Source organism: Arthrobacter sp. NtRootA1, assembly GCF_019976975.1.
GTDB classification, from domain to species: domain Bacteria; phylum Actinomycetota; class Actinomycetes; order Actinomycetales; family Micrococcaceae; genus Arthrobacter; species Arthrobacter aromaticivorans.
Genome location: NZ_AP024630.1, coordinates 1,355,836 through 1,371,976 on the forward strand (window position 1 = coordinate 1,355,836; position 16,141 = coordinate 1,371,976).

Consider the following 16,141-nt stretch of genomic DNA (forward strand, 5'->3'; position numbering starts at 1 on the left):
GCGGTAGCTTCAAGCCGCGATGAAAGGCCGGACACGTGACCAGCGTGGCCGGCCTTTCGGCTAGAATTGGGTGTTCAGTATTGCTTGCCGGGGGACAGGAAGACAGGAACCATGACGGAAGTCGCCAAACGGAAAACGGGCAAGATCCTAGCCATTGCGGGGGTCTGCGCCGCGCTCGTCGTGGGCGGTATTGGCGTTGCCACCGTTCCTGGATTGCTGGCCGGTTCCACCCCGAATGGCGTGGCAACAACCCAATCCACTCCGACGCAGGAGGCGAAACCCGTTGAACTGGGTATCACACCGCTGGACGGCGCCGTGGAGTGGAATCCAGTGGTTGGCCCCCAGATCAAAGCCGTCAACGGCAAGGTCAAGGACGTTGTGTTGGCGCCGGTCGAGGGCGGTACACCTGTGCAGGGGAAGACCAGCGCGGATGGCAGCACGTGGACAACCCTGGAAGTCCTGAAGTTCAAGACCCAGTACAGCTATTCCTTCACGATCGTGGATACAGCAGGTAAGGAAATCAAGAAGACGCAGACCTTCACCACGGTCTCGGCTGCTTTCGAAGCAGATGCTTCCATCTATCCTCGCAACGGCACAGTTGCCGGCTCCGGCCAGCCAATCGAAATCAACTTCAGTGAACCTGTGGTTGACAAGGCCGCGATGGAAAAGCGCGTTGCCATCACCGTTTCATCGGGCCAGGCGGTGGCCTGGCATTGGTACTCGGACAAGAAGGTCCGCATTCGTCCGGAAGCATTCTGGGCCTCGGGAACCACGGTCACAGTGGACATGAAGCTCCTGGGCGTCGATTTCGGCAACAAGATGATTGGCAACGGCGATGTTGTTTCCACTTTCACTACGGGACCGCAGCGCGTGGCTGTAGTGGATGACAACACCAAGACCATGAACGTGTACTTCGACGGCCAGCTGATGCACACCGCACCCGTATCGCTGGGCGGCGAAGACTGGCTTTCGCCCACCGGCTACGCAGTGATCCTGGAGCAAGAACGCAAATCCAACTTCAACGCTGGAAGCATCGGCCTCAAACCCGGTGACAAAGGCTACTACGCTCCGATGGTGGTGGATTATGCCAACCGCCTCACGTGGTCCGGCGTCTATGTCCACCAGGCCCTGGAGTCCGCTTGGGGCGCCATTGGACGCGTGAACGTTTCCCACGGGTGCGTGGGCTTGTTGCCCGAAGATGCCGCCTGGTTCTTCAACAACATGAAAACCGGGGACGTCGTGCAGATCCTGAATACCGGCGCCCCGGCGGTGGAACCCTTGGAGGGCTTCGGCGACTGGAACATCCCCTGGGCCAGCTACGCCCAGCGGTAGCCGGCATTCCCAGCCCGGGACAGAAACTGCTGTTAAGATCGAGGCAGTGATTATTTCTTGCGGTCTTTGATTCTCCTTACCGGTTCTGGCATCTGGCCGGACCTGCTATTTGTGCTGCCCTTCGTGGTGATTACGAGTCTTCCTTAGGGGAACCCACGCAGGGTTCCCAGCTCCTTCCACCTGATTCCATTTCATCGCTTGGAGCACTAATGACTTTTTCGCCAACCCTTAGCCCGGACTGCAGCAAATGCTTCGCCCTCTGCTGCACCGCCCTTGGCTTTGCCCGCTCGGCTGATTTCGCTATCGATAAACCCGCTGCCTCGGCCTGCCCGAACATGGCCAGCGACTTTTCCTGCACCATCCATCAACGTTTGCGGCCCCGCGGATTCAGCGGATGTACCGTCTTTGACTGCTTCGGCGCAGGCCAAGTGGTTTCCCAACGCACGTTTGGAGGCACGAGTTGGGTCAAGGATCCGGAGTCCAAGTCCTCGATGTTCGCTGTCTTCAAGGTGGTCAAGCAACTGCACGAAATGTTGTGGTACTTGTCCGAAGCTGAGCAACGCGCCTTCGATCCGGAGCTGGCTGCAACAGCCCGCCAGCTGACCATGGACATTGAAACCACATCCCAAGGCGAGGCGTCCGCAGTGCTGGCTGCCGACGTCGGGCGTTTACATGCTGAGGTGCGTGCCCTTCTCATGGAGGTCAGCGAGGAGGTGCGCGCTTCATATGGGGCTGAGGGCCGTGAAATGCCCGACGGCGGAATCCACCCGGGTGCCGACCTCATGGGCGCCAACTTGGCAAAGAAGCAACTGTCCGGCTCGGACCTCCGCGGTGCTTACCTGATAGGGGCTAACCTGGAGCACAGTGACCTAACCGCAGTGGACCTCCTCGGCGCCGATCTGCGCGATACGCGTCTCCACGGCGCCAATCTCTCCGGGTCCCTCTACCTCACGCAGCCGCAAATCAACGCGGCGCAGGGGAACCGCGAAACGCGACTACCCGAAAGGCTCACGACGCCCGCGCATTGGATTTGAGAACACCAGCGAAAGGCTGGTGGCTGACGTCCGGCAGCCCCCCGGAAGTGCTCGGCGTTGCCTCAGCCCTGGGTGAACGGCAGCTTGCGAAGCCTTTCGCCGATGGCGGCGTTGCGCTGTTCCGCCGTGCGAAGGCGCGCAAATTCGCGGTTGCGTCGCTCGCCGAGGACCGCCCCTATGTAGTCCTCGGGAATCGTTCCCGCTGGCGGTGGCGGCGCGACGTAGTTTGCCAGCTCCGAGGCCAGCGCTGCGGCCATCCTGGCGCGTGAGGATGGTGCCATGAGGTATGCCTGCTGAACGAAGGTTCCGGCCCGGCGGGCTGTGGCGTCGGGGATCCGTCCTATGTCCGCCATGGCTACCCATGGTTGGAGGTAAGGCGGAGCGCCGGGAAAGATCCTCGGCTCGGAGGGCACGCGCTGGCGCAGGGAGTAAGTGCCGGCTACGACGTCGCCGAGGCGCTTGGACTTGTCGTTGAAGAGTGCCACGGCGATAGCGAGGCCACCGAAGGTCATGTAAATCTCGAGGAACCCGAGCAGCCCACGGATGACCGCGTGCCGAAATCTGATGGAGCCGCCGTCGTCCCGGACCACACGAAGGCCCGCGGCCAGTTTCCCCAGCGAGCGGCCGCGGGTGAGCGTCTCCACTGTGACGGGAACGATGACGAAGGAGAACACGACACAGGCCAGGACCATGGCTCGGACCGCGGCTTCATCGAGATTCCGGGCGGCGGAGAGGATCAGGATGATGAGGAGGATCAACAGGAGGACGTTGGCAATAACGTCCAGAATGAGCCCCAGCGCGCGGGCGGCGAAGGATGCCGGGCGCAACTCCAAGACCACTGCCTCGCCTGTGATGATTGAACTCAAGTCCGCCCCCGGTGCGTAGCAATCACGACGGGCGCACAACGTGCCCGCATCAACGAGTCTAGCCGCGCCCGTCCCGGCAGCCAGGGACAGGGCAGACTCGGATAGGGCAGACAGGGATAGGGTGGTGCCGTGGACATCGATGCCTTTTCGGCCGTGCATGGGGACAAATGGTCGCGGCTCACGTTTTTGGCACATAAGCGGCGGCTCACTGGGTCCGAGGCCGACGAACTATTGCGCCTGTACCAGACTGTCTCCGCACATTTGTCCCTCATCCGCTCAGTGGCTCCCGAGACGGCCTTGTCCTCATCCTTGTCTGCCGCGCTTGCCCAGGCTCGTACCAGGTTCACCGGGGCACGTTCGAACTTCATGGAAGACCTCGCCCGCTTCTTCGTCATCGCGCTGCCCGCGGCGTTCTACAGACTCCGATGGCTGACGGTGTGGTGTGGGGTTTTCTTCGTGCTGGTGAGTGGGGCGTACGCCCTGTGGATCGGGACGTCGCCCGAGGCGCTGCGGGCCGCATTTGGCAGCGATGACAGGGTTCGTCAGTACATCGAAGACGATTTCATCGACTACTACTCGGAGAACCCGGCGGCGTCGTTTGCAGGCGCGGTCTGGACCAATAACGCCTGGATTTCGGCCCAAGCCGTTGCGTTCGGAATTACGGGGTTTTGGGTGCCCATGATTCTCTTCCTCAACGCCCAAGGCGTCGGGGCGGCTGCCGGCGTCTTTGCTTCTGCGGGAAAGTTGGATGTCTTCTTCAGTTACATCCTTCCTCACGGGCTCATGGAACTCACCGCAGTGTTCATCGCCTGTGCGGCCGGCCTGAAAATTTTTTGGTCGATGGTCCGGCCCGGACCCAGGACCCGGATGCAGGCCGTCGCCGACGAAGGGCGTTCGCTGATCACGGTTGCCCTTGGGCTAGTCCTGGTACTTCTTATCTCGGGCGTGGTGGAAGCGTTCGTGACACCAAGCCCCTTGCCTGTTTGGATGAAGATCGCGATCGGGGCACTGGTCCTGGCGGCCTTCTGGACGTACACCTTGGTTCTGGGTGGACGTTCATTCCGTTCGGGAGCTACTGGCGACCTTGACAGCCATGACGCCGGTTACCGGGGGATTGCTGTCTAGGCGGACACGCCTGCACCTTACAGTTGCGTTTCGATCTTGCCATACGCGGGGTGGCTCCTCGTCTCTGCCCAAACCCGGACTGTAGGCTCGAATGCAGACAAGAGTGCCGGCAGCATGCTTAGGCCGGTGGGATGCCTACGGAAGTGAAACCGCTGTGAGTGACAAGAGCCAAAAACCACAAGATCCGGCGACGGACGTCCACGAGGACCCCGACGAGCCGGCCTTTGACTGGATGAAGCCCAAGGCATCCGGTGGTTCTTCTGCTGCTCCCTCAGGTCCCGTGCCGGTTCAGCCGGAAAGCCGCGCTGATCGGAAGGCTGCCGAGGCTGCGGACGTTGAGCCGGAGCCACCGCTTTTCGCGGAGACCGTGGCAGAAGCGCCCGCAAGTCGCCAACCCGCACACTATTCCGAACCGTTGCCGACGTCTGCCCTCCAGGTTCGTCCGCCGGAAGACGAGGTTGCCAGGCGTAATGCAGAGCGCGAACAGGCAGCGAAGGTCAAGCCAATCGGCCCCCGGATTTTCCAGGTACTGCTCGCGGTCTTCTTCCCCGTGATCCTCCTGGTGTTGGCTGTCAGGGCGGTGACCAGCCCCCTGTTCCTCTGGGTTGAATACAACCGGCCGGGTTTCCCGGGAGACGGCTACGGGTTCAGCACGGATGATCGCATGACCTACGGCTCCTATGCTGTGGACTACTTGAGCAACTGGTCAGGGCCCAGGTATTTGGGTGGCTTGGTAAACCAAGACGGCGCCAAGCTTTTCAAAGACAGCGAAGTCGCGCATATGGCGGACGTGAAGATGGTTATTCTGACCTCGTTTAGTGCGGGCCTGCTGCTCATTCTTCTGAGCATCATTGCCATTGCCTACTTGCGTAAGCGCAGTGAAGGCGGTGTCAGGCGTGGGCTCTTCGCCGGCTCCATCGTCACGTTGGTCATCATCATTGGCCTTGCAGTGTTGGCAGCCCTGAGCTGGCAGCAGTTCTTCACCGAGTTCCACCGGATCTTCTTCGCCAATGGCACCTGGACATTCTCCCTGGACGACACGCTCATTCGTCTCTTCCCCGGACAGTTCTGGGTGGATGCGGGAATCGTCATTGGAGCCCTCGTGTTCCTGGCCGCGACGGTCACCTTCATCCTCACCTGGCCAACGCGTCGTCGCCGTGGCTTGGACTCCAAATCAGCGGCCGAAGAAGAAGCATCCTCCACCGAAATCGACGACGAAAGCGATACCTCTGGTGTCCGCAAGGACACCGTCGCGTAACGACGCCGCCGCTACTTTTCGTAAAGCTTCTCCACCAATGAGGAGAAGTCCTTCACCACCGCGGCCCGCTTCAACTTTAGCGATGGCGTCAGGTGCCCGGACTCGACGCTGAGATCTGCGGTGATAAAGCCAAACTTACGGATGGATTCAGCGGAGGATACGAGAGTGTTGGCTTCGTCCACGGCAGACTGAACGGCTGCACGGACGCGCTCGTCCCTTGCGGCTTCGCTGGGGGACATGGCGTCTCGCTTGTTCTCGGCGCACCAGTCTTCAAGCCCTTCAGGATCCAGAGCCACCAGCGCTGCGACGAACGGCCTGCCGTCGCCCACCACCACTGCCTGTCCTACCAGTTGGTGCTCCCGTAGTTTTTCTTCAAGGGGACCGGGAGCGACGTTCTTGCCGCCCGCGGTGACCAACAGGTCTTTCTTCCTGCCTGTGATGGTCAGGAACCCGTCCGGGTCGAGCTCGCCAAGGTCCCCTGTGCGGAAGAAGCCGTCCACGAAGGCCTCAGCGGTGGCGGCCTCATTCCGGTGGTAGCCCTTGAACACGCCGATTCCCTTGACCAGCACCTCGCCATCCTGTGCCACGCGGATGGTGGTTCCGGGCAGCGGAATGCCAACGGTTCCTATGCGGGACATGCTTGGCGTGTTGACGGTACAGGGCGCAGTGGTTTCGGTAAGGCCATAGCCCTCAAGGACTGGGATCCCCGCGCCGTGGAAGAAGTGGTTCTCCCGGAGGCTGAGGGGGCTGGCCCCGGACACGGTGTAGCCGACCGCACCGCCGAAGACCTCCCGCACTTTGGGGTAGAGGAGCTTGTTGAATACCGAGTGCTTGAGGCCAAGGAACCAGCCCGGTCCGGGTCCCTGCCCGCGGGCGGCGAGGTCTACCGCCGTCGAATATTCGACGGCGGTGGCGGACGCTGCGGCGAACAGTCCGGACTTGCCTGACATGGCCGCTTTGTGTCCGGCCCCGGCATAGACCTTTTCGAAGATACGGGGAACTGCGAGCAGGAATGTGGGTTTGAAGGCACCGAGGTCCGCCATGAGGCCGTTGGCACCTGGGCTGTGCCCCAACGTGACGCCTGCGGTAAGGCAGACCACCTGGACTGCCCTCGCCAGGACATGTGCCAACGGTAGGAACATCAATGTTCGCGCGCCGCGCTGCATCAAAAGTTCGGGGAGGAACGGGATGACGTTCCGGGCAACAAGCACGAAGTTGCCGTGGGTGATTTCGCAGCCCTTGGGTTTGCCGGTTGTGCCGGAGGTGTAGACGATCGAGGCGACATCGGACAGGGTGGCCGCGCTGCGCTTGCGCTGAAGTTCGGAATCCATAATGCCAATTCCGACGGCGGCGAGGCTGGTCAGGTTGGGGGCCTCTCCGTCGTGCTCCATACGGATGATCGTCACCGGGTCCTCACCCAAGGCCGTGGACTTCTCAACGAGGGTGTGAAGAAGGTCTGCTTTGGACGTGTCTTCCACAAAGATGCGCCGGGCACCGGAATCGGCAAGGATCCACTCGATCTGGCTTGCCGACGACGTTTCATAAATGGGTACGGTAACTCCGCCAGCCATCCAGATGGCGAAGTCCACCAAGGTCCATTCGAAACTTGAATGGGACAGCACAGCTACGGGATCGCCAGGGTTGACGCCTCCAGCGATGAGGCCCTTCGCCAGTGCCTGTACGTCCGCGAGGAAGCGCGCGGCAGGCACGTTGAGCCACCCATTGGCTGTCTTATGGGCATAAAGGTTGCCGAACGGGTCCTTGGCGCATCGTTCCAGAAGGAGGTCCGTCACGTTGGTATTCTCGTCGGCCTCGACCAGAAGCTCCGTGCTTGCCTCCCTCACGATCCTCCTCCTAGATCCACGATGGCATCCACATTCTCATCCGCCATTCCTGATAGCTGATGACTTCGGCGGTCAGCACAGGATAGAAGAACGCTGTGGCCAGTACGGCCAGCACCACAACCAACCCCACTATGTAGAGTCCGGATCTCCGACGCCAGGGAGGATCGCTGCTGCGGCCCAGCACCAACCCCAGAACATACGTCAGGGCCAGCACCAGGAACGGTTCAAAGGAGACTGCGTAGAAGATGAACATCGTGCGTTCGGGGTACATGAACCACGGCAGGTATCCAGCCGCGACTCCAACGAGGATGGCCCCGGCGCGCCAATCCCGCCGGCCTGCCCACCAGAAGAGCAGGATCACCAAGGCCATGGTGCCGCCCCACCACACAACGGGGTTGCCTACGGGCAGGATGGCCGAGGAACAGGTCTCGGCAATGCAGCCAGCAGTTCCCTGCTTGGGCGATTGGTAATAGAACGAGGTGGGCCTGCCCATGACCAGCCAGGTCCAGGGGCTGGATTCGTAGGGATGGTCAGCGCTGAGGCCCTGATGGAACTTGTACGCCTCGAGGTGGTAATGCGCCAGGGAACGCACGGAATTGGGCAGCCAATCCCACCCGGGTGCCGGGTTGGTGGCCGCCCATTGACGGTAGTAGGCATCCTTGGAGAGGAACCAGCCGGTCCACGTGGCAACATAGGTGGCTGCGGCGATCGGGACAATGGTCAGGAAAGCCGGAAGGCCATCCTTGATGACCGCAGCACTCGGCCAGCTGCGGATCCCGGCGGTGCGGCGGGCACTCATGTCCCAGAAGACAGTCAACAAGCCGAACGCCGCCACGAAAAACAGGGCAGACCATTTGGTGCCCACGGCCAGGCCGAGGCAAATCCCAGCAACCAGGCGCCACCAACGCATCCCCAGCCAGGGGCCGGTCAACAGTTGCGTGGCCGAGGGCCGGCCGTCGGATGAAGCAGCCGCACGGGCGGCAAGCCTTGAAGCGAGGCGGCGCCGGCCGTCGTCGCGGTCCAACAGCAACGCGCCAAAGGCGGCAAGGAGCCAGAACGCAAGGAAGATGTCCAGCAGGGACGTTCGCGACAACACGATATGGTGGCCGTCAATGGCGAGCAGCAACCCGGCCACCGCGCCAAGGGTGTGGGAACGGAAGAGCTTCAGCGCGATGAGCGAGAGCAGGAAGACGGTGAGCGTCCCGGTCAGGGCGGCACCGAAACGCCAGCCGAACGGATTGTCAGCCCCAAATAACCACATGCCGAAGGCGATCATCCATTTCCCGACCGGAGGATGAACCACGTACTCCGGGGTGTTGAGCAGGATGTCAGGATGGCCGGCATTGAACGAATCGTTCGCGTTGGCCGGCCAGCTGCGTTCGTATCCGCTGACGAGGTACGAATACGCGTCCTTGACGTAATACGTTTCGTCGAACACCAGGCTGTGTGGGACCTCAAGACGGAAGAAGCGCAGGATTCCGCCGATGACGGCCGTAATGGTGGGAATCAACCAGAACCATAAACGCAGCGAGGGCGGGTAATCCCGCCAGCTTTGGATCCCGCCGATCAAACGAGATGTCAGGGCGCCCACCGTGAAGGCCGCAGCGGGACTGGCGATCCAGCGGTGGCCCGCCAGCCCGCGTCCGGCACTCAGTCTGCTGCCGTCTGAATCGCCCTGTCCGGAGGGAGGCCGCCACGAAGTAGTTGCCCGGACAGCTGTTGTCTGGGTTGGCTCTCCGGAGCCGTTGCTTGCCGCCACGTCCGTGGCTCCGGAAGGTAGTGCCGACACTGCGGGGGTTCCGGAATCGGTGGTGGGAACGGGGGACTGGCTCACCCGCCCATGCTACCGTTCCATCCTTACTGCGGCGTTGAACTGCGCGCGGCATTAGGCTTGGCAGGTGGAAGAACAACACAGCACCCCGGACGAAGCCCCCTCTGATGATGGATCGGCGGTTGATGAACCGGACGCGGCCCAGGAACTGGACGCGGGTACCAACACGAGCGCAACCACAGCAATCGGCAGGATTGTGCTTGCTGCCACTCCCATCGGCAACGTGGGCGATGCGTCCTCCCGCTTGATCGAACTCCTGGCGACCTCGGACATCGTTGCAGCGGAGGACACGCGCCGCCTGCATCGGCTGGTCCAGGCCTTGGGCGTGGAGGTGTCCGGGCGCGTCATCAGCTATCACGAACACAACGAGGTAGCCAAGACAGGTGAACTGCTGGAGCATGTGCGGGCCGGCAAAACCATCCTGATGGTCAGCGACGCCGGAATGCCGGCAGTTTCGGACCCTGGCTTCCGTCTCGTGGAGGGAGCTGTCGCCGCTGGCCTGACTGTGACTGCCGTACCGGGACCTTCCGCTGTGCTGACGGCTCTGGCGCTTTCCGGGCTCCCGACAGACCGATTTTGCTTCGAGGGCTTCCTGCCACGGAAGTCGGGCGAGCGGAATTCCCGCTTGGCGGACTTGGTTGACGAGCGCCGCACCATGGTGTTCTTCGAGGCTCCGCATCGGCTTGAAGTGATGCTTCGGGCGCTGCACGAGCGTTTTGGCCCGGAACGCCGGGTGGCTGTTTGCCGTGAACTGACCAAGACCTACGAAGAGGTCATCCGCGGAACTCTGCGCGAGCTCCTGGAGTGGGCAGAAAACAATGAAGTCCGCGGTGAAATTGCCGTGGTTGTGGGTGGCGCTCCCGAGCAGGCTCCCGGCAAACCGGAAGACCATGTAGCTGCCGTGAATGAGCTCATCTCCCAAGGAATTCGGCTGAAGGAAGCCGTTGCCGCCGTGGCGGATGATGCCCGCGTCAGCAAGCGGGAGCTGTATTCGGCAGTGCTGGCGGCGCGCTGATCGTCCCTGTGCAGCTGCACAATTTGGCGGGCGTATGGCAGTGCGTGAAGGCGTAGACACTGCTTCTTGCATGGCAGTACCGTGGCAGTAATTCAAGCCAATTCTGGCAAGGAACCCTAGTGGTGCAACCCTCCAATGCACCCAAGACGAAGGAGTCGCCATGACTGTCACGGTTGAACGCGAAAGCGAACTGCTGGCTTCCGTCCCCACCGGCCTGCTGATCAACGGTCAGTGGCGTCCGGCGGGATCCGGAAAGACTTTTGATGTTGAGGACCCGGCTACGGGCAAGGTCCTGCTCAGCATCTCCGACGCCGGTGCTGAAGACGGCGCCGCCGCCCTGGACGCCGCCGCTGCCGCCCAGGCTGACTGGGCCCGCACCGCTCCGCGCGAACGCGGCGAGATCCTGCGCCGTGCCTTCGAAATGGTCACCGAGCGCGCAGAAGACTTCGCACTGCTGATGACCCTCGAAATGGGCAAGCCGCTGGCAGAAGCCCGCGGCGAGGTAACCTACGGGGCTGAGTTCCTGCGGTGGTTCTCCGAGGAAGCCGTGCGCGTGTCCGGCCGCTACTCCGCAGCACCGGATGGCAAGAACCGCCTGCTCGTGCAGAAGAAGCCGGTTGGACCCTGCCTGCTCATCACCCCGTGGAACTTTCCGCTGGCCATGGCCACCCGCAAGGTAGCCCCGGCTGTAGCCGCTGGCTGCACCATGGTGCTCAAGCCCGCGAACCTGACGCCGCTGACCAGCCTGCTCTTCGCGCAGGTGATGCAGGAAGCCGGCCTTCCCGCAGGTGTCCTGAACGTCATCCAGACCTCCACCGCCGGTGCTGTCACCGGACCGCTGATCAAGGATGACCGCCTGCGCAAGATATCCTTCACCGGCTCCACCCCGGTAGGCCAGGCCTTGATCCGCGAAGCCGCGGACAAGGTTCTGCGCACCTCCATGGAACTCGGCGGCAACGCACCGTTCGTCGTCTTCGAGGATGCTGACCTGGACAAGGCCGTTGAAGGCGCCATCGCCGCCAAGATGCGCAACATGGGCGAAGCCTGCACCGCAGCAAACCGCTTCATTGTGCACGTGTCCATCGCCGACTCCTTTGCCGAGAAGTTCGCTGCGAAGATCGGCTCCCTCACCACCGCACGCGGTACTGAGCCGGAGTCCAAGGTTGGTCCGCTGATCGACGGCAAGGCCCGCGATGGCGTTCACGCCCTCGTCACCGAAGCCGTAGCAGGAGGTGCCACGGCAGTCACCGGTGGTGCCGCCGTCGACGGTCCGGGTTACTTCTACCAGCCCACCGTTCTGAAGAACGTCGCCGCAGACTCCCGCATCCTCCAGGAAGAAATCTTCGGACCTGTGGCCCCGATCGTCACGTTCTCCACCGAAGACGACGCCATCCGCCTGGCCAACAACACCGAATACGGACTGGTTGCCTACGTCTTCACCAAGGACCTCAACCGTGGCCTCCGGGTCAGCGAGAAGCTTGAGACCGGCATGCTCGGCCTCAACGCCGGCGTTATCTCCAACGCCGCTGCGCCGTTCGGTGGCGTCAAGCAGTCCGGCCTGGGCCGCGAAGGCGGCTCCGAAGGCATCGAAGAGTACCTCTACACCCAGTACGTAGGTATCGCCGACCCTTACGCCGACTAGTCCTGTACAAAAACCAGGTCCCGTCCCGTCCACCGCTCTCGCAACAAGAACGGTAGAGACAAGCAAAGGGCCCGACTCCGGAGCCATAAGTTCCGGAGTCGGGCCCTTTGCTGTTCCCACGGTGGGATTGCGGCCTTAGCGGCGTTGCGGAAGAAGTCCCCTGAGCGCGCGCCACGATCTGGCAATCCCTTGCCCGGTCCGCCGGAACAGGGACCCCACAGCACGGAAGGGGGCACCGAGTGCGTGGAACCAGCGGCGCATGAGCGACGGCGGCAACCAGGTGGCGCGGAAGCGGACCAGCCAGCTGGTATTGTTCCGCAACGATTCACGAACGACGGCGATCCTGGCCGCCGCCGGGGAGGCAGCCTCCATGGGGCGACCATAACGTTGCCGTTCGAAGTCCGCGGTGAGTGAAGCGACGGCGGCATGGGCGGCGTCGTCGAGACCCCCGGCCTCACCCAGGATTGAACTTGAACGCAGCCGGGAAGAAAAGTGCCTTGGCGTTTCACTGGGCGTGGACGGTACGCCATAGTCCGTGGCGAGGTCCTGCAACTCTGCCCATGCGAGAGCTGCGGAGTCTTGGTGCCCCGGTGATCCACGATCCGCTGGTTCCTTGGGGTTTAGCCGGCGCCGTCGCAGGACTACCCTGCTCAACCTCGGAGAGCCAAGGAAAGCAGCCAGCAACAGCACTGCCGCAATCGTGCCAATAACCGTTGGCAGAGGGTCGCTTGGCGCAGAGCCAGCAGTTTGCGCGTCACCTCCCGGCAGCGGAAAGGTGCTCGGGGGAGGCGTCACTGCGGTGCCTGGAACGTCCTTCTCGTCAGCATTTGTGCTCAGGCTGCCCGGGACCGAGGACTCGGTGGCATATTCCGGAACAACGCCACGCGACGGAGTCGGCTCAAAGGGCACCCATCCCAGTCCTTCGAAGTAGAGCTCGGGCCACGCGTGGGCATCACGGGCGTCTACCTCGTACTCAGGGAACGATCCCTGGCCAACCAAAGCCACGGTCTCGCCCGTCAGCCGGCCGGGTGCGTACCCCACCGCGATGCGGCTGGGGATGCCCTCCACGCGGGCCATCACCGCCATGGCGGAGGAGAAATGGACGCAATAGCCGCTCTTGACCGCCAGGAAGTCCGCCAGCACGGACAACCCGTTACCGTCATACCCGTTTTGCACCGGAGCCTGAAGGGAATACGTGAATTCACTGGAGCGCAAGTATTTCTGGATGGCCAGTGCCTTGGCGTAGTTGTTGCCTGCCGAAGACGTGACTTGCTCCGCCGTCTGGCGCACAATGCTTGGCAGGTTCCCTGGAACGCGGAGGAAGTCGTCCGAAATGGACTTTGGCTTACCCGTGGCTTGGGACAGGGCCTGTGCAGTGATCTTGGGTGCGGCCGAGAACACCACATACCGTTGGGCCAGTGTGCTCGATTCCGTGCTCATGATGCTGAGGGTGGCCGGATCCCAGGTCCAACGGCCGTTCAGCCCATTTACGGACACCGGGGCAAACGGTGCCGGTAAGTACGGGCTGGTGAACAAGCCCGCGTTGATGGACGTCACCGCGTTCACGACTTCACCTTGGATGGAGTAACCCGGCTCTATCCGGTCCACCCCGGCCCTGCGTGTGGCGGAGCGGTCATCCGGTGCCCAGGTTTCGCCGTCGAAGTGGTCAACAGTGACGGACCTCAGGTAGGTGGCTGCACTGGAACTGGTGGAGTACGTGATGCGTCCTGCCCCCGTGGGACTCCGGAGGCTGTTACCCAATGTGATCATCGGATTGAGGCCGTTCGAGGTACCCCATGGGCTCAGCCGTGAACCCTGCGGGAAGGTGCCGGTTTCAAACCCCGGAATGGCCAGCGGAACAACCAATGCCAAACCCAGGGCCAGTGCCCCCGTCACCAGGGAGCGCCTGATCTGGCCGGAACTTCGTGGTGCTCCGGACTGCAGCCTGGCGTCAGGGGCGAACCAATGGCTGCAACCAAGAATGAGCAGATATCCCACTGTGGCCCCAACGAATCCTGCGACACCTACGCTTTGCGGCTTGATGGTTGCAGGAACCACCATGACCGCAATGAGCCCGACTCCACTGGCTGCCGGCATCGATAGCGGGACGGCCAAAGCATCGATCAGGATCACCAGTAGACCCAGGCAGGCACAAGTGATGAAGACAATCCCGGCGTTTGGGGCTACCGGAGCGCTCTCTGACACGACCGTCTCGGCGGCCCGCTTGATGAGCCGGCCTACCGCGGCAAAGGTCCCGGTGGTGGGAATAAAGCCCAGGAAGCTGTCCTGCCGGCAGAACGTGAAACTGAGTATCCCGGCCAACGCTGCCAAGGCGCCCAGCGTGGTAACCAAGGGCTGGATACGGAGGGTCCGCAGGATGGCAAGCGTCAGGGCCACCGCTACAACGGTGGTGATCAGGGGCATGAACCAGGCCCAGCCCCTGAAGACTCCGTTCAGGGAGAGGGCCGCACCGAGAACGGCGACGGCCACGGAACCAGCCATGATCCAGGGGTAGAGGCCGGGAGCCTGCGGGCGTGAAGTTGGAGTGGGGCCGGGCGCTTCTCCGCTTGGAACCTGCTGGGACGGGCCTCCCCGGTACGTCGTGGGGGACCCACGATGGGACGTGGCGGTCATCGCGGCACCGCCGCTCCGCGCCGTACGTCCATTGCCGCGCTCGCAGCAACCAGCAGGCCGCCTTCGTCGAAGGCTGACCAGGCCGCTGTCAGTGGTGTCTTCGACGTGACGGAGACAGCCTTCCAGCCGCCTTGCCTCAAGGTTTCCAGGACATCGTCCTTATTTCGGGAGTCCGGGTTGCGTGAGTCGGGGTTGCGGAAGTCATGGTTGCGGGACTCGGTGCTGCTTTGAGGGTCCGTTACTACTATTGCGAAGGCGTTGGCGCCATAGCCGGCCGCCGGAGCAAGCGCCTTGGCCTCGGCCAGGGTCAGATTGCCAAGCAAGGCAAGGAGCGGGCCGCGCAAACGATGTGCAGCGAGCTTGTCCATGAGGCGGTCGTCGAAGACGGAATCAACGTTTTCCTGGCCGTGTACCTCCGATGCCCCGGTAAAGCGGTTAGGCATGGAACCGCTGGGTTCAGGGGTGCGCCGGGAATGTTCCGGACTGTTTTCACCCGCCCTGTGGTGGTCAACCCAGTGGTGCTTTGGTCCGCTCAACTCAATGGCGGCCAAACCTTCGGCAATGGCATGAAGGCCAGCGACGCCACTGAACTCTTCCACGCCCGGGTCCGGTGCCGACGGCGAGCGGATGAAGGCCGGGCTGCCGAAGGCGTCCAGGACGCGCAGCGAATAGTTCCGTTCGGCCAAGTGCGCGCTGATGGACATTGCGGCTGTCACAACCCACTCAAAATTCGGGCTGGTCACGAGGTCGGAGTCGTCGTCGTGAGAGCTGAAAACCGAGCCACTGCCGGATGCAAAGGCCGCGAATCGTTGGTCAAGGATGATGGTGGCTTCCGGAGTGGTGACCGATTCCTCCTGACGCACCATGAGCTGTCCGTGCCGCGCCGTGGCGGGCCAGTGGACACGGCGCATCGGATCCCCATGCCGGTATTCGCGGGTCATGATGTCGTCGTCGCTGGGGTTCGCCCTGATACGGGTAGCTGTGACGCCATCGTTCCCACGCGCCCCGGCGAGTCCCGTTACGGGAAGTTCGACGGCGGCCGGCGTCACGGTGAGGAGGTCGCCGTCGTCGATCGCATGGCGCCGCAGTGACAAGCCGAAGGGGTCGCTGAACTCTGCAGTGACTGGACCTATCCGGAACTGTCCCCGCTTGCCGGATCGCAGATGGTATTCGTAGCGGCTGGTGCCGCCGGTTGCAGACCGGGCCGGGAAGCGGAAAGCGGGCGGATCACCGAACCGTGGAGGAAGTTGTTCCTCCATGATCACGTGACCGGTGGAGAACGTGGAGCGGGCAACCGCCAGGCGAACAGTGGTGGCCGTGGACGTTTCCACGGTGGAGGGATTGAATTCCCGGTACACCTGGAACTTGGGTTTCAACACCCGCACACCGGCCAGGGCAACCAGTGGCAGGATGAACAAGAAGACGGCCAGAGTCAGGAGATCACGTCTGCCCATAATGTAAGCGCAGACCAGCGAGACCACACCGGCGGCGAGCAATCCCCATCCGCGGCTGGTGAACAAATGCTTGGGGAGCCGATCCACGAGTGCCATGCCCGCTGTC

11 protein-coding genes are annotated in these 16,141 nt (G+C 62.6%); 6 read left to right on the plus strand and 5 right to left on the minus strand.

The features are described from left to right. Positions 1 to 111 precede the first annotated feature (111 nt). Together LDN90_RS06375 and LDN90_RS06380 are read left to right on the plus strand one after the other, a co-directional pair. Positions 112 to 1,332, plus strand: coding sequence for an Ig-like domain-containing protein (locus LDN90_RS06375; RefSeq protein ID WP_223948399.1), 1,221 nt, complete (start codon positions 112 to 114; stop codon positions 1,330 to 1,332). 209 nt (positions 1,333 to 1,541) lie between these two features. Next, positions 1,542 to 2,366 (plus strand): pentapeptide repeat-containing protein, encoded by an 825-nt coding sequence (locus LDN90_RS06380; RefSeq protein ID WP_223948400.1) that lies wholly within the window; start codon positions 1,542 to 1,544, stop codon positions 2,364 to 2,366. Positions 2,367 to 2,428: 62 nt separating this feature from the next. Here the strand turns inward: LDN90_RS06380 and LDN90_RS06385 are convergent, their stop codons facing one another. Further along, positions 2,429 to 3,232, minus strand: a complete 804-nt coding sequence (locus tag LDN90_RS06385) for an RDD family protein (protein ID WP_223949255.1) — start codon at positions 3,230 to 3,232, stop codon at positions 2,429 to 2,431. Positions 3,233 to 3,361: 129 nt separating this feature from the next. Between LDN90_RS06385 and LDN90_RS06390 the strand changes: the two genes are divergently transcribed. Both LDN90_RS06390 and LDN90_RS06395 read left to right on the plus strand, forming a co-directional pair. Then, positions 3,362 to 4,357, plus strand: coding sequence for a stage II sporulation protein M (locus tag LDN90_RS06390; RefSeq protein WP_223948401.1), 996 nt, complete (start codon positions 3,362 to 3,364; stop codon positions 4,355 to 4,357). A gap of 154 nt (positions 4,358 to 4,511) precedes the next feature. Then, positions 4,512 to 5,615, plus strand: a complete 1,104-nt coding sequence (locus LDN90_RS06395) for a TIGR01906 family membrane protein (protein ID WP_223948402.1) — start codon at positions 4,512 to 4,514, stop codon at positions 5,613 to 5,615. A gap of 11 nt (positions 5,616 to 5,626) precedes the next feature. Here LDN90_RS06395 and LDN90_RS06400 read toward each other — a convergent pair whose 3' ends face one another. Together LDN90_RS06400 and LDN90_RS06405 are read right to left on the minus strand one after the other, a co-directional pair. Further along, the gene (locus tag LDN90_RS06400; protein ID WP_223948403.1) at positions 5,627 to 7,459 is read right to left on the minus strand and encodes an AMP-dependent synthetase/ligase; all 1,833 of its coding nucleotides are present in this window, start codon (positions 7,457 to 7,459) and stop codon (positions 5,627 to 5,629) included. Positions 7,460 to 7,469: 10 nt separating this feature from the next. After that, on the minus strand, positions 7,470 to 9,293 hold the full coding sequence (locus LDN90_RS06405; protein ID WP_223948404.1) for a phospholipid carrier-dependent glycosyltransferase: 1,824 nt from the start codon (positions 9,291 to 9,293) through the stop codon (positions 7,470 to 7,472). Positions 9,294 to 9,474: 181 nt separating this feature from the next. Here LDN90_RS06405 and rsmI point away from each other — a divergent pair, with 181 nt between their 5' ends. Both rsmI and LDN90_RS06415 read left to right on the plus strand, forming a co-directional pair. After that, positions 9,475 to 10,305 (plus strand): 16S rRNA (cytidine(1402)-2'-O)-methyltransferase, encoded by an 831-nt coding sequence (gene rsmI, locus LDN90_RS06410; RefSeq protein WP_216924989.1) that lies wholly within the window; start codon positions 9,475 to 9,477, stop codon positions 10,303 to 10,305. Between the two features lie 160 nt (positions 10,306 to 10,465). Then, complete coding sequence (locus tag LDN90_RS06415) at positions 10,466 to 11,947, plus strand: NAD-dependent succinate-semialdehyde dehydrogenase (protein ID WP_223948405.1); 1,482 nt, start codon at positions 10,466 to 10,468, stop codon at positions 11,945 to 11,947. A 135-nt stretch (positions 11,948 to 12,082) separates the two neighbouring features. Here LDN90_RS06415 and LDN90_RS06420 read toward each other — a convergent pair whose 3' ends face one another. Together LDN90_RS06420 and LDN90_RS06425 are read right to left on the minus strand one after the other, a co-directional pair. Beyond that, positions 12,083 to 14,581: a DUF3488 and transglutaminase-like domain-containing protein gene (locus LDN90_RS06420; protein WP_223948406.1), complete on the minus strand. Its 2,499-nt coding sequence runs from the start codon at positions 14,579 to 14,581 to the stop codon at positions 12,083 to 12,085. Continuing rightward, positions 14,578 to 16,131 (minus strand): DUF58 domain-containing protein, encoded by a 1,554-nt coding sequence (locus LDN90_RS06425; RefSeq protein WP_223948407.1) that lies wholly within the window; start codon positions 16,129 to 16,131, stop codon positions 14,578 to 14,580. Before LDN90_RS06425 ends, LDN90_RS06420 begins: the two co-directional genes overlap by 4 nt. Between the last annotated feature and the right edge of the window lie 10 nt (positions 16,132 to 16,141).

Coding starts and splice junctions, on each gene's coding strand:
- LDN90_RS06375 (WP_223948399.1), top strand. CDS start 112: ATGACGGAAGTCGCCAAACGGAAAACGGGCAAGATCCTAGCCATTGCG.
- LDN90_RS06380 (WP_223948400.1), top strand. CDS start 1,542: ATGACTTTTTCGCCAACCCTTAGCCCGGACTGCAGCAAATGCTTCGCC.
- LDN90_RS06415 (WP_223948405.1), top strand. CDS start 10,466: ATGACTGTCACGGTTGAACGCGAAAGCGAACTGCTGGCTTCCGTCCCC.
- LDN90_RS06420 (WP_223948406.1), bottom strand. CDS start 14,581: ATGACCGCCACGTCCCATCGTGGGTCCCCCACGACGTACCGGGGAGGC.
- LDN90_RS06425 (WP_223948407.1), bottom strand. CDS start 16,131: ATGGCACTCGTGGATCGGCTCCCCAAGCATTTGTTCACCAGCCGCGGA.